We start from the raw sequence: 12,204 nt of genomic DNA on the forward strand, positions 1-12,204 counted from the left end.
GTGGGTTCGTCAAGGGTAAAGCCACATAAACACAGATCTGTAGGTGGGAGCAGGTGGGAATGTGTGGGAACGCAGCAAGGGCATGTCGCACTCCCTGTAGTGCGACATGCCCTCTTTGGGATCCTGACTGGGGGATTTACCAGGATCCGGTCCATGGGTTGTTCTGAATGGTCATCTCAGCCGACCGGGCAAACCCGGCCGGTTGTGACCTCGTTTCTTTGGCTACTCCGGCGGCGAATCCCCGGGTTCCCGTTCCGGCGTCGGCTCAGGAACCGGCGGAGGGCCGGGCTCGGGGAGGGGAACGGGCTCAGGAGTGGGACTTGGCTCCCGCGTTGGCACGGGTGGGTCTTCCGGTCCGGGACTCCGCGCAGCAGTACCCTCTCCGTGCGCTTCACTCATGGCTTGGTGCTCCGGCCACGGACATAGTGCTGCGGCCGCAATGTCCGGGGTGTCGCTGAGGGGAAGCTGCTGGAATCCCAGCCGGCTCCAAGATAGTCGATGGGGAGGTTGTCCGGATCGGGCGGATCCGGCAGCTTGTGCTTGAGCCCTGACCGGGGTTCGGAGCTGGCAACCCGTGGCTCTGTCCTGCGCTTCTCTGTTTGCATGTCACTCTTCCCTTTTGACCGGTTTAGTCCGGAATCTCCATCCGGAAGCCACATTTGCACCCAAGGATGCGTGTGTTGAGGTGGACCTCGTAAGACTGGGGCTGGCCCTTTCCCAGGGCCAAGGTCGCCTCGATGCGTCGAAGCTCGCAACTGCGCGTTTTCATGGGCTCCCCGCAGTGGAGGTACTGGCCGCCGAACTTCAACATGCCCTGAGGTGAGCCCGGGCGGTTGACGATGATGGCTACCTTTTGGACACTGGCCAGCTGAGAGTAGATGTAGCGGCATGCAGCGCATTCGTAGCTGACATTCACCATGTTGGGCGCGGGCGGGTAGTGCGACTGGATCGAGTTGACCTGCAGGAACTGGTCGGAATCGCACCGGGAACACCACAGGGGCTCGTCAGGGGGCTGATGCGCTTCGTCGGGAACTCTCGAAGCCGGCTGGGCGGGCATGGGACGCACCTTTGCACAGTGATGCTGGGCGCCCGTCTGCATGAGCTGTGAAGCCGGGTCCGTCAACGCGGACTGTAGCTAGATTGTGCACATAGGCGCACAGCAGATGCAAGGATTTTGCCAACACCTAACCTCACGGAACCGGACACTCCTACTATGGGAGCATGGATGAAATGCAGCATGGAGCGGTGTCTTCCAACAATGTTGCGGCTCCGGATGAAGCCGGCTTCCTAGGTGGCGAAGCGGGCGTCCCCGTCGCCGAACACTTGCAGGACCTGGTGATCGACAGCGAAGACGTGAACGGGTTCCTCAATGAACTCGCGGTCTTTTCCTCCGGGGCGGTTTCGGCTGAGGTTGGCGTCGAAGTTCTGTGCGGGGTGACCCTGAGCCGACGCCGCAAAGCCCTGACCGTCGCCGGAAGCAGCCCTGAGGCGCGCCTCATCGACGAGGTCCAGCAGGCATACGGTGACGGTCCCTGCCTGCACGCCATGCGGGAGCGCAAGACCGTGATTGTCCACGACACTTCAACAGAAGAACGCTGGGCAGATTACTGCTCGGTCATCGCCCAACGAGGTCACCTCTCAGCCCTTTGCGTTCCGCTTGAACTGGACGAGGGTGCTACGGCTGCCCTGAACTTCTTCGCTCCCAAGGCCCGGATCTTCACGGACTCCATCATCCGGGGCTGTGATCTTTACGGCAGCCAGGCCGAAAAGGCTTTGCGTCTGGCCGTTCGAATCGGGACCAGGCAGCAGCATGCGGAGGACCTCCGCGAGGCGATGTCTTCGAGAACGGCGATCGACCTCGCGTGCGGAATCATCATGGGTCAAAACCGTTGCAGCCAGGAAGAGGCCTTCGAGATTCTCAAGAAGGCGTCGAACGGGCGGAATCAGAAGCTGCGCGACATCGCCGAGTCGCTCATCAAATCGGTAGCTGGTGCCGCCCCTGTGTCGCACTTTGAGCCTTAGCACCTGGGGACTCCGGACGCCATCCCTTGTGAGGCCGCGCACTGTTGAACTAAATTCATAGGTGGGTTAAGCCACCAGCCCCTGGAGCCTCATGACTTGGACCATCCGCGATGATGGTCCGCAGTGCGGCGCAATCCTTCGTTAGCATTCGCCGCCATTTCACATGCAGCTCCTACAGGAGCAATCGCTTCACCCGACGCTGTTCAGTGCGTCCCGCAAGGGACGGTTGTCGGAAACCACCGGCCCCGGTGGTGCTTGCAATAAAGGAGAATGGCAATGACGCTTGGTTCCCCGCTTCCCGCCCCGAAACGCTCTACCGGGGCGACACCCGCGATCGGAGACACCGGATCCCGTCCCTGGTGCACCGTCTGCGATACCGATTCCTACATCTTTGTTGAAACCGTGGTTGAAGCCGCGCCGAACCAGTCCGAAATTGTTGAAGTCAGCTACACCTGCAGCGAATGCGATACGTTCTACGCCCACGCTGTCCGTTTGGCGGAGCTCGCGCCCCACATCCAGGCGGAATTCCTCTCTTCCACCGCAACAGGTCTCTGGTACAGCTGCACCCATTGCGGTGAGCCCATGACCTTGGGCCGCCCGGCCGAACAATTCATCGAGGCGCCCCGGAACACTGACGATCCGGGCGGGCCAAGCTTGTTGGAGGTGTACCTGCAAACCCAGGTGCTGCACTGCCGCTGCGGCTTCCAAACGGAGGTTCCGCACGTCGGATGAGGCCGGCTCTATAGACGTATCCGGTGGGGAGGGGTGGCCATGCGTACGTTCGGCGTAGAGGAAGAGTTGCTCATTGCCGATCCTGTGGACGGGATTCCGCTGGCCCTTGCCAACGGAATCCTCGAGACCACAGGACCGGATGACGGGCCCTCGCTCAAATCGGAGTTCAAACAGGAACAGATTGAGGTGAACTCCCGCCCCTGTACCTCGGCCGTTCAGTTGCGCGAGGAGATCCACCTTGGCCGGGCGCTCGCGGATTCTGCCGCCCGGACCCTGGGCGCCCGCGTTGCGGCGCTGGCAACGCCGCCGGTATTCCATGCGACGCCCACCCTGGGAAACCAGCGGTACGCCACCATGGGAACGGAGTTCGGGCTGGTCTCCAGGGAGCAGCTCACCTGCGGCTTCCACGTGCATGTTGCCATCGAAAACCCCGAAGAAGGCGTAGCTGTCCTTGACCGCATGCGGCACTGGTTGCCCGTGCTGCTCGCCCTCAGCGCCAACTCCCCGTTCTGGATGGGCGTCGATACTGGGTTTGCCAGCTACCGGACCCAGATCTGGAACAGGTGGCCAACTGCCGGCCCCATGGACGTCTTCGGTTCCGAGCATGGTTACAGGTCCGTGCTGGAGGAGCTGCTCAAGACGGGCGTGCCTCTGGATGAGGGCATGATCTACTTCGACGCGCGGCTTTCGCGCGGACACCCGACTGTCGAGCTGCGGATCGCCGACGTGTGCCTTTACGCCGAGGATGCCCTGACCATTGCTGTCCTTGCGCGGGCCTTGGTAGAGACGTCGGCGAGGCAATGGCGCGAGGGGGTTCCGCCGTCGGGCGTTCTCACCAGCGTGCTGCGCATGGCCAACTGGCGCTCCAGCCGCTTTGGGGTTGAAAACCATTTGCTGCATCCTGCGGAACTGCGTCCGTACCCGGCAGCCGAAGTGCTCGAAGCGCTGCTGGCGCACGTCCACGAGGCGCTCGCGGACGCGGGCGACCTCGAACCCGCGCGCGCCGGAGTGTCGGCGATACTCCGGCGCGGAACGGGCGAGCGGCTCCAGCGAAAGGCCTACGGCCGGGGGATGCGGCTGGCGGACGTCGTCACGGAGGCCATTGATTCCACGCACCGGTACGGAGTGCCCGACGCCGGCCTCCTCACCGGGTGACCGACGGCCTCCACCGGATGCCCCGGCGGAAGCGGATCCCTAGCCCTGGTTAAAGCGGATCAGATTCCCAGAGGGGTCGCGGAACGCGCAGTCGCGGGGACCCCACGGCTGGTCGATGGGCTCCTGCAGGACTTCCGCGCCGGATGCGCGGAGCTTCTCGAACGTGCCATCGAGGTCATCGGTGGTGAAGACCAGCATGGGCATGACGCCCTTGGTGAGGAGTTCCTGGATGGCATCGCCGTCGGCCTGGGAGCGGCCGGCATGCGGGGGCGAGAGGACCAGTTCCAAGTCGGGCTGCGCGTCGCTGCCAAGGGTCACCCAGCGCTGCCCGTCGGAGCCGACGTCGTTCCTCACCTGCAGGCCCAGCGCGTCACGGTAGAACGCCAGGGACTCGTCGATATCAGTGACAGTTACATGTGCGTACTTCAGGGAAATGTTCATGAGGCCCACGCTATTGCAGCGGTGAACGCCGTGCTTCTTCGATCCTGCTCAGCTTTTGAGGGCTGCTGCAGGCGGGTTCCTGGCCGGGCGTGTGTGCTGCTTTGCGATGCAGTTTGGCATGGCTTTCACGGCCTCGTGTTCCAGCGCGCGGTACTCGCTGGGCGGCATTCCCACGATTTCCGTGAAACGCGAGCTGAAGGAACCAAGGGACGTACAGCCCACCTCCATGCAGGCGTCGGTGACGGTGGCACCGGCGCGGAGGAGCGCCATGGCCCGCTCAATGCGCCGGGTCATGAGGTAGTTGTACGGCGATTCACCATAGGCGGCCTTGAACTGGCGCGAGAAGTGGGCCGGCGACATGAGGGCGCCGGCTGCCATGGTGGGAACGTCCAACGGCCGCGCGTACTCGCGATCGATGAAGTCGCGGGCCCGCCGCAAGTGGGCCAGGTTGGCCAGTTCCTGCGGAGTCATGCGGTCAGTCTACTAGGCTCATGCCCATGGATTCAGTGGTTTGGTCGAAGCCGGAAAACGAGCGCGCGGGTACGCCGTTGTTGGTGATGCTGCACGGTTACGGCACCAGCGAGGAACGGATGGCGGCACTCTTCCCGCACCTGCCGCAAGAGTTCACCTGCGTTGCCTTGCGCGGACCCAAAGTCATTGGCGACCACTACGGATGGTTCCTGCTGGACTACTTCCTTACCAATGACTTCGCGGACGTTATCTCCTCCACCAACAGGGTGTTCGACTGGATCAACACCGTCCGGAACAACCACAGCAGCGTCAGCCTCCTGGGGTATTCCCAAGGCATGGCCATGGCCAGCACGCTCCTGCGCCTGAAGCCGGAGCAATTCGTGGCTACGGTTGGGCTGTCCGGTTTCGTGCTGGACAACGACCTCCTGGCCCTCAGCGAGTCCTTCGACGCCCCGCCGCCCTTCTTCTGGGGCAGGGACAAGGCCGACCCCGTGATCAATGACGAAGCGATCGAACATACCGACGGCTGGCTCAACGCCAACACCGCCCTTACGGCCCGGACGTATCCCGGGATGGGGCACAGGATCGAGCCCGCTGAATTGGTGGATGTGGGCGCCTTCCTGCGGTATTACGTCCTCGGCCCCCGCTAAACCGGCCCAACTAGGTCGCATTTGTGCGCGTTTTGAGCGCTCAAAACGCGTGTGGAGTCTCATGACTTAATAGACAGTTCTGTCTCATGACTTCGTAGACACTCTGTCTCAGGACATCGTGGACACTTAGCTTGCGGGTTTGCTGCTATGCATGAGCAAACCCCAACCGGACATCAAGATCCGGCATGCTGTGGCAACGTGGTCCGAGGATTCGCCCAGAGGCGCGGTTACTGCGTTCTGCAGGAAGCACAATGTCTCCCGGGCCTGGTTCTACCGGGTCCGGGCGGCGGCTGCCGAGGTGGGGCCGGTGAAGGCATTGGAGAAAAAGCCCACGATTCCAAGAACCATGCCGGCCCTGACCCCACAGGCGATGATCGAGTTGCTGCTCGGTACCCGGGCGGAACTGCAGGAGAGCGGGCAGGACCACGGTCCGCTTTCTGTCATCGCGAAGCTCTCACGACAAGGCTTCACACCGCCCTCGCGTGCCACCGTGGCCAGGATCTTTTCCCGGGCCGGTGTCGTGATGCCCGAACCGCGGAAGAAGCCTCGAAGCGCCTACAAAAGGTTCGTCTATCCGCAACCCAACGCGTGCTGGCAAATCGACTCGACCGAATGGCAGCTCGCCAGCGGCAAGAAGGTAGCCATCTTCCAACTCATCGATGATCATTCGCGTTTGGCGCTGGCGTCCCTGGTCGCACCCGGCGAAACCAGCGCCGCCGCAATCGCCGTCGTTACCCAGGCCATCGAACGCCACGGAGCACCGCAGAAGTTCCTTTCCGACAACGGCTCGGCACTGAATCCCACCCGCCGCGGCCGCACCGGGGCCCTCGTGGAGTTCCTCAAAGCCAAAGGCATCGAACCGATAACGGGCAAACCCTACAAACCCACCACCCAAGGCAAGAACGAACGCTTCCACCAAACCCTGCACCGATACCTGCACAGGCAACTCCCGGCCCCTTCAATGGCTGCCCTGCAACTGCAGGTCGACGCTTTCGATCTCTACTACAACAACGAACGCGAACATCAAGGCCTACCCGCGGGAACGACGCCCTATGAGGCCTGGAACGCCACCCCGAAAACGCCCCCGCCAACCGTTCCTGAGCAAGTCACGCCCGCAACGGACAGGCAAAGCGCGCACCGAACAGTGAACCGGAACGGGTCCGTGACGATCCTAGGAACCCACTTCAAAATGGGCAAAGAACACACCGGCACCACCGTGCACATCATCTACGACGACACCACCATCATGTTCTTCGGAGCACAAGGCACCGAGATCATCACTCACCCCAGACCTCCGCACGGAACCACCTACGTCGGCAACGGAAAACCCTCAGGAGTCGTCGCAGACCCACAAGGCACCCGCAAGAAACGAACAAAGTACCCGCCCCGCAGAGGCCGACAAACAAAGTCCCAAGACGAAGTGTCCACACAGTCGTGAGACAACAACCGTCCACGAAGTCATGAGACATGAAGTGTCTACAAGGTCATGAGACATGACAAGCGCTCAAAACGCGCACAAATGCGACCTAGTTGGGAGGGGGAGGGGGGTAGGTGGGCCGGGGGATTAGACGTCACCCGCGCCGTCGAATCAAGCTTTCCGTGAGATTCGCGTCACAATACAATGTTCGACCACACAGTGTTGAATGACAAAATTGTAAGCGCTTACACTTTTGGCTGCGGTGGCCGGCGGCGCCGCCCCGCAAAATGTTGCTCAAGCATGGAAAGGGTTGAGGCCGTGTTGCATGGTTAGGACTCACAGGGTGACCATACAGGACGTGGCAGTCCTCTCCGGACTGTCCATCTGCACCGTCTCCCGGGCACTCCGGAATCTCCCCAACGTTTCGGAGAAGGCCCAACGGCAGGTGGCGGAAGCCGCCAGCAAGCTCGGATTCAAGGCCTCGGCCGCTGCTTCGCGGCTGGCCGGCGGCAGCACAGGATCCGTAGCCATCATTGCTCCCACCGCCACCACCTGGTTCTTTTCCCAGGCAGTGGAAGCAGCAGAAGAAGTATTCGGCGACAGCGGCTATGACACCATGCTGATCAGCCTCCGGAACAAGAAGACAGTGAAACAGCAGGTGTTCGGCCGGCTGGAGTCACTGGCGCAAAGAGTCGACGGCGTGCTGCTGCTCAATGTTGACCTGGACCCCTCCGAGGTGGAAGCCTTGGAAGCTTCGGGGCTGGCAGTGGCCAGCGTCGGCCTGCGGAATGTTCCGTGGGACAATGTTGGAATCGACGACGAACATGCGGCCTGGCAGGCAACGTCACACCTGCTGGAGCTGGGTCATTGGGACTTGGCGGTTCTCACGAATACCGAACCCGTCCTCAGCGACGTCGCTCCGGCACAGCCGGCAGGACGCGGACAACAGGCAACAACAGCGAGGTTCCGTGGTTTCAGCCGTGCCTTGGATGACCACCACCTCACCGTCCACCCGGACCTGGTGGTTGCCTGTGCTCCCGGCATAGACGACGGCCGACGGGCCATGACCGAGCTCATTGCACGGGGTGCAAAGCCAACCGCCGTGTTCGCCCACTGCGACGAGGCGGCGTTCGGCGCGTTGATGGCGTTGCGCGAACACGGCTTCTCCGTGCCGAAGAACATGTCCGTGATTGGCATTGACGATCACCCCATGAGTTGGTTCCTTGGCCTGAGCACCGTGGCCCAGCCCGTTGCAGACCAAGGCGCCTTCGCGGCCAACCTGCTCTGCGAGCGACTTTTGAATACCGATACCCCCAACCAACCTGCAACCCACCTCCTCGACACCAAGCTCATCGAACGCAAGACCACGCGCCACCGGCGCTGAAACGGAAAACGCACATGACTGAACTTCGTACTGCCTGGACCGGCGCTTCGGCGCTGCTCTTCGACCTCGACGGCGTGCTGACGCCCACTGCCGTGGTGCACGAACAGGCGTGGCAGGAACTCTTCGACGGCTACCTTGCCGAGGCCGGCCACCCCGACGGCTACCGGGAGAGCGACTACTTCGACCACATTGACGGGAAGCCGCGCTTCGACGGCGTCAGGGACTTCCTGACCTCCCGCGGCATCACCCTGCCGGAGGGACCCGCAGACGACGCCCCCACGAATGAGACCGTGCAGGGCCTGGGCAACCGTAAGAACGCGATCTTCAACCAGATCGTGGATACGCGCGGCGTGGAGCCCTACCCAGGGTCGGTCAAATTCATCAATGCAGCACTGGAACTGGGCCTGAAGGTGGCGGTGGTTTCGTCCTCCCGCAACGCACCGGCAGTCTTGAAGGCCGCCGGGCTTGACCACCACTTCGAGGTGGTGGTTGACGGGCAGGTTGCCGCCGCCGTCGGGCTTCCCGGAAAGCCGGACCCCGCAACTTTCACCTATGCCGCCTCGCTGCTGGGTGTTCCCACGGAGGAATGCATCGTGGTGGAGGACGCCGTCTCCGGAGTGCAGGCCGGGAAGGCCGGGAACTTCATGTCGGTGATCGGCGTGGACCGCGGGGCGGGTCGGCAGACGCTGCTGGACGCTGGTGCCACTTTGGTGGTCGACGACCTCGATGATCTTCTCTAACCCTACTTTTTCGAAGGAATTCAACAGCCCATGGCACTGATCAGCTCCGACCGGCTGCGCTTCCCCTGTGAACCGTGGAAGCTCGTGGAAAACATCCACGTCCCCGGTGATGAAGGGACGCTGGAGACGCTTTTTGCGCTCGGCAACGGCCACTTGGGTGTGCGCGGCGCGCACTCCACGCGCGGGGACGGCGAACTCCCGGGTACGTTCATCAACGGGTTCCATGAGATTTGGGACATCAAGCACGCGGAGAACGCGTACGGCTTTGCCCGCACCGGCCAGCGCATCGTGTATGTCCCGGACGCCAACAACTTCACGGTGACAATCGACGGCGAAGCCCTGAGCCTGTCCGAATCCACAGTGCTGGACTACCACCGGAGCATCGACTTCTCCACGGGTGTCTACGAGGAATCAACCACGTGGGCCTGCCGCTCCGGCGCAGTGGTCACCACCGTGGAGCGGCGCGCGGTGGGGTTCGATTCCCGCGGCTGCCTCGGGCTTGAACTGTCCATAACTGCGGACCGTGACGTGTCCGCGGACATCACATCCGCCGTCGTGAACCGCCAGGACCAGCCCGTGGAGGACCATTCGGTCCACGATCCCCGGCGTTCCGGACGCCACGCCGGCCGCGTGCTCCTCCCCCTGCACCTGCACGGAGCCGATGGCTCGCTGCGCCTGGCGTGGGAGACTTCCGAGTCCCGGCAGCGCGTGGCCATGGCAGTGGACCACTGGATTTCCTCGCCCGAGCAGCCGTTCGAGACCGTCGTGGCCGAGGATGAGTCCTCGGTGCGTTACGTGCTGGCCATTACCGGCGGCGGGCCGTTCCGTTTGGAGAAGACGGTCAGTTACGTCGTGGCCGGTTCCGCGGACGACGCCGAAGACCGTGGCGAGAGCCTGGCCGCGGAAGCGGAAGCAAACCTGGTGCCGTTTTCCGACATCCTGGCCCAGAGCCAGGCCCACTACAACACGTACTGGACCACCGCGGATGTTGCGATCGGCGGACAACCTGAACTCCAGCAGGCAGTCCGTTGGGCACTGTTCCAGCTCTCCCAGGCCACGGCGCGTGCCGGTGTGGCAGGTATCCCGGCCAAGGGCGTCAGCGGTTCGGGTTACGAGGGCCACTACTTCTGGGACCAGGAGGTCTACCTCCTGCCCTACCTCACCTACACCAACCCGACCGGGGCCCGGAAAGTCCTTGAGTCGAGGCATGCCATGCTTCCCGACGCCCGTATCCGGGCCAAGGAGCTAAGCGTGGACGGAGCCCTTTTCCCGTGGCGGACCATCAACGGACTGGAAGCCAGCGCCTATTACGCCGCGGGAACGGCACAGTTCCACATTGCCGCCGCCATCGCTTTCGCGGCCAACCGCTATGAGTGGGCCAGCGGGGATGCGGCCTTCGAAGCCGAGGTGGGCGCGGACCTTCTCATCGAGACGGCCCGCATGTGGGCGTCGCTGGGCTTCTTCGGCAAGGACGGTTTGTTCCACATCCATGGCGTGACGGGCCCGGACGAGTACACGGCCGTGGTGAATGACAACCTCTACACAAACGTCATGGCGCGCTTCAACCTGCGTGCGGCAGCGGCGCTCGAGCATGAGGGTATTGCCGATACCGAGCGCCTGGTGTGGCGGCAGGCCGCGGAACGCATGTCACTGCCGTACGATCCACATCTGCAAGTCCACAGCCAGGACAACGACTTCATGACACTGGAGCCCTGGGACTGGAACACCCCCAAGTCCAAGTACCCGCTCCTGCTGAACTTCCACCCGTTGGTCATCTACCGCCACCAGGTCCTCAAGCAGGCCGATACGGTCCTGGCCATGTTCCTTCAGTGGCAGGACTTCTCCGCTGAGGAGAAGCAGCGGGCGTTCGACTTCTACGATCCCATCACTACGGGCGACTCCACCCTGTCCGCTTGCGTGCAGGGCATCATGGCGGCCGAGGTGGGTTACGGCGACGTGGCGCTGAAGCACTTCACGGAAGCGCTCTTCATCGACCTGGACAACTCCCACGGCAACACCATCGACGGCGTCCACATCGCGTCGACCGGTGGCATTTGGAGTTCGCTGGTGTGCGGTTTCGCGGGCATGCGGGACCAAGGCGAGGTGCTGCGCTTCGATCCGCGCCTGCCCACGGAATGGGACGGCCTGGCGTTCCGGCTCAAGGTCCAAGGGCGCCTGTTGTCCGTGGAACTGTCCCAGGGATCCATCGCGCTGACCTTGGTCCCCGGACCTGAGTACAGCCAGGAACCGTTGCCGGTCAACGTCCGCAACCAGGAAGTCCAGGTGGGCACGACGACGACGGTCACGGTACCGCTGGATGCGGTCCCCGTGCCGCCGCCGTCGATCTTCCCGAGTTCATTCCCGACGGCGGGACTCCCGATCGTGGGGCAGTAGCAGTCCCGCCGGGGCCGGCCGGGTGTGGTCCTCGATGAGGCCGCTGGCCGCGATTTCCCGTAGCGAATAGATCCCCTTGGCTGCGGAGTCCTTGTCATGGAAGCACATGGACAGGGCCAGTTCGATGCCGTCGGCGTCCACCAGGCGTACGCGACAGTCGCCGCCGGCGGCATCGATCAGTTCAAAATGTCCTGCCATCAGGCGGCGCTCCCCTCTCGCCGGTCCGGTGACTCCTGACGGGGCGGCGACTTCCGCGCGGCAGGGGACTCCCGCCGTGCAGTCGACTCCCGCCGTGCAGTCGACTCCCGCCTTGCTGTCGACTCCCGCCTTGCGGGGAGAGTCGGCGTTTCCGTGCGTGCGGCCCGCGGCCTGCCACTTGCGGGATGGGCCGCCATCGCGGCGTTCCTGCGGCGGTCGAGCTCCGATGAGATGAGCTCCAGCAGCGCTTTGGCAGGTTCGGAGAGATGGTGCGAGTCCGCCGAGCCCAATTGGTCGCAATGGACCAGGACGTGGCGGATGCGTTCCAATTCCCTCGTCGGGACCAGCGGCCAACGCCGGAATAGTTGGCGGACCGCGATGGCGCCAAGGAGCGCGTCGGGTTTGTTGGGCAGGTCGTGCGGCCTTGATGCTCCTCGTCGAGCAATGGGGGCCGCGAACGGCGCTACGCCATGCGAGTAGGTGGTTTTGACGGTGTTGGGGGCCATGCGGACCTCCCCGAAACGTAGAGCGAAGGAAGCCGGCTGCGTGACTATGAAAAGTAGCTTACAGAATGTGAGTTATGTCATTCAATGATTACGA

At 63.1% G+C, this 12,204-nt stretch carries 14 protein-coding genes; 8 read left to right on the forward strand and 6 right to left on the reverse strand.

The window, feature by feature from the left end:
- Positions 1-395 precede the first annotated feature (395 nt).
- The gene (locus RI444_RS01540) at positions 396-605 is read right to left on the reverse strand and encodes a hypothetical protein (protein WP_069696046.1); all 210 of its coding nucleotides are present in this window, start codon (positions 603-605) and stop codon (positions 396-398) included.
- A gap of 23 nt (positions 606-628) precedes the next feature.
- Complete coding sequence (locus RI444_RS01545; RefSeq protein WP_021471234.1) at positions 629-1,057, reverse strand: hypothetical protein; 429 nt, start codon at positions 1,055-1,057, stop codon at positions 629-631.
- Positions 1,058-1,221: 164 nt separating this feature from the next.
- Between RI444_RS01545 and RI444_RS01550 the strand changes: the two genes are divergently transcribed.
- From RI444_RS01550 to RI444_RS01560, 3 genes are all read left to right on the forward strand, one after another.
- Entirely contained in the window at positions 1,222-2,022 is an 801-nt protein-coding gene (locus RI444_RS01550) for a GAF and ANTAR domain-containing protein (protein ID WP_079941601.1), read from the forward strand.
- A gap of 276 nt (positions 2,023-2,298) precedes the next feature.
- Complete coding sequence (locus RI444_RS01555) at positions 2,299-2,754, forward strand: hypothetical protein (protein WP_207605227.1); 456 nt, start codon at positions 2,299-2,301, stop codon at positions 2,752-2,754.
- A 39-nt stretch (positions 2,755-2,793) separates the two neighbouring features.
- A complete protein-coding gene (locus RI444_RS01560; RefSeq protein ID WP_021471231.1) occupies positions 2,794-3,909 on the forward strand; it encodes a glutamate--cysteine ligase in 1,116 nt (371 codons plus the stop codon).
- Between the two features lie 39 nt (positions 3,910-3,948).
- Here RI444_RS01560 and RI444_RS01565 read toward each other — a convergent pair whose 3' ends face one another.
- The gene (locus RI444_RS01565; RefSeq protein WP_021471230.1) at positions 3,949-4,350 is read right to left on the reverse strand and encodes a VOC family protein; all 402 of its coding nucleotides are present in this window, start codon (positions 4,348-4,350) and stop codon (positions 3,949-3,951) included.
- A 48-nt stretch (positions 4,351-4,398) separates the two neighbouring features.
- On the reverse strand, positions 4,399-4,821 hold the full coding sequence (locus RI444_RS01570; RefSeq protein WP_021471229.1) for a helix-turn-helix transcriptional regulator: 423 nt from the start codon (positions 4,819-4,821) through the stop codon (positions 4,399-4,401).
- Positions 4,822-4,847: 26 nt separating this feature from the next.
- Between RI444_RS01570 and RI444_RS01575 the strand changes: the two genes are divergently transcribed.
- The 5 genes from RI444_RS01575 (at position 4,848) to RI444_RS01595 (ending at position 11,406) form a co-directional block, all read left to right on the forward strand.
- Complete coding sequence (locus tag RI444_RS01575) at positions 4,848-5,471, forward strand: alpha/beta hydrolase (RefSeq protein WP_031216152.1); 624 nt, start codon at positions 4,848-4,850, stop codon at positions 5,469-5,471.
- Between the two features lie 151 nt (positions 5,472-5,622).
- A complete protein-coding gene (locus RI444_RS01580) occupies positions 5,623-6,909 on the forward strand; it encodes a DDE-type integrase/transposase/recombinase (RefSeq protein ID WP_062095146.1) in 1,287 nt (428 codons plus the stop codon).
- Positions 6,910-7,231: 322 nt separating this feature from the next.
- Positions 7,232-8,272 (forward strand): LacI family DNA-binding transcriptional regulator, encoded by a 1,041-nt coding sequence (locus RI444_RS01585; protein ID WP_021471227.1) that lies wholly within the window; start codon positions 7,232-7,234, stop codon positions 8,270-8,272.
- A gap of 14 nt (positions 8,273-8,286) precedes the next feature.
- Entirely contained in the window at positions 8,287-9,012 is a 726-nt protein-coding gene (locus RI444_RS01590; protein WP_069695560.1) for an HAD family hydrolase, read from the forward strand.
- Between the two features lie 30 nt (positions 9,013-9,042).
- Positions 9,043-11,406 carry a glycoside hydrolase family 65 protein gene (locus RI444_RS01595; protein ID WP_021471225.1) on the forward strand — a complete coding sequence of 788 codons (2,364 nt, stop codon included), beginning with the start codon at positions 9,043-9,045 and terminating at the stop codon, positions 11,404-11,406.
- Here the strand turns inward: RI444_RS01595 and RI444_RS01600 are convergent.
- Together RI444_RS01600 and RI444_RS01605 are read right to left on the reverse strand one after the other, a co-directional pair.
- On the reverse strand, positions 11,368-11,604 hold the full coding sequence (locus tag RI444_RS01600; RefSeq protein WP_021471224.1) for a YegP family protein: 237 nt from the start codon (positions 11,602-11,604) through the stop codon (positions 11,368-11,370). The two genes, RI444_RS01595 and RI444_RS01600, sit on opposite strands and share 39 nt — an antisense overlap.
- Complete coding sequence (locus tag RI444_RS01605) at positions 11,604-12,110, reverse strand: hypothetical protein (RefSeq protein WP_242703169.1); 507 nt, start codon at positions 12,108-12,110, stop codon at positions 11,604-11,606. The genes RI444_RS01600 and RI444_RS01605 overlap by 1 nt, the downstream gene beginning before the upstream one ends.
- Positions 12,111-12,204 lie beyond the last annotated feature (94 nt).

Source organism: Paenarthrobacter sp. AT5, assembly GCF_032764245.1.
GTDB classification, from domain to species: Bacteria; Actinomycetota; Actinomycetes; order Actinomycetales; family Micrococcaceae; genus Arthrobacter; species Arthrobacter ureafaciens.

Excerpts from the sequence above, each read along its gene's own strand:
- RI444_RS01545 (WP_021471234.1), bottom strand. The coding sequence starts at position 1,057 with ATGCCCGCCCAGCCGGCTTCGAGAGTTCCCGACGAAGCGCATCAGCCC.
- RI444_RS01565 (WP_021471230.1), bottom strand. The coding sequence starts at position 4,350 with ATGAACATTTCCCTGAAGTACGCACATGTAACTGTCACTGATATCGAC.
- RI444_RS01590 (WP_069695560.1), top strand. The coding sequence starts at position 8,287 with ATGACTGAACTTCGTACTGCCTGGACCGGCGCTTCGGCGCTGCTCTTC.
- RI444_RS01580 (WP_062095146.1), top strand. The coding sequence starts at position 5,623 with ATGAGCAAACCCCAACCGGACATCAAGATCCGGCATGCTGTGGCAACG.
- RI444_RS01595 (WP_021471225.1), top strand. The coding sequence starts at position 9,043 with ATGGCACTGATCAGCTCCGACCGGCTGCGCTTCCCCTGTGAACCGTGG.
- RI444_RS01560 (WP_021471231.1), top strand. The coding sequence starts at position 2,794 with ATGCGTACGTTCGGCGTAGAGGAAGAGTTGCTCATTGCCGATCCTGTG.
- RI444_RS01555 (WP_207605227.1), top strand. The coding sequence starts at position 2,299 with ATGACGCTTGGTTCCCCGCTTCCCGCCCCGAAACGCTCTACCGGGGCG.
- RI444_RS01575 (WP_031216152.1), top strand. The coding sequence starts at position 4,848 with ATGGATTCAGTGGTTTGGTCGAAGCCGGAAAACGAGCGCGCGGGTACG.
- RI444_RS01600 (WP_021471224.1), bottom strand. The coding sequence starts at position 11,604 with ATGGCAGGACATTTTGAACTGATCGATGCCGCCGGCGGCGACTGTCGC.
- RI444_RS01540 (WP_069696046.1), bottom strand. The coding sequence starts at position 605 with ATGCAAACAGAGAAGCGCAGGACAGAGCCACGGGTTGCCAGCTCCGAA.
- RI444_RS01605 (WP_242703169.1), bottom strand. The coding sequence starts at position 12,110 with ATGGCCCCCAACACCGTCAAAACCACCTACTCGCATGGCGTAGCGCCG.
- RI444_RS01550 (WP_079941601.1), top strand. The coding sequence starts at position 1,222 with ATGGATGAAATGCAGCATGGAGCGGTGTCTTCCAACAATGTTGCGGCT.
- RI444_RS01570 (WP_021471229.1), bottom strand. The coding sequence starts at position 4,821 with ATGACTCCGCAGGAACTGGCCAACCTGGCCCACTTGCGGCGGGCCCGC.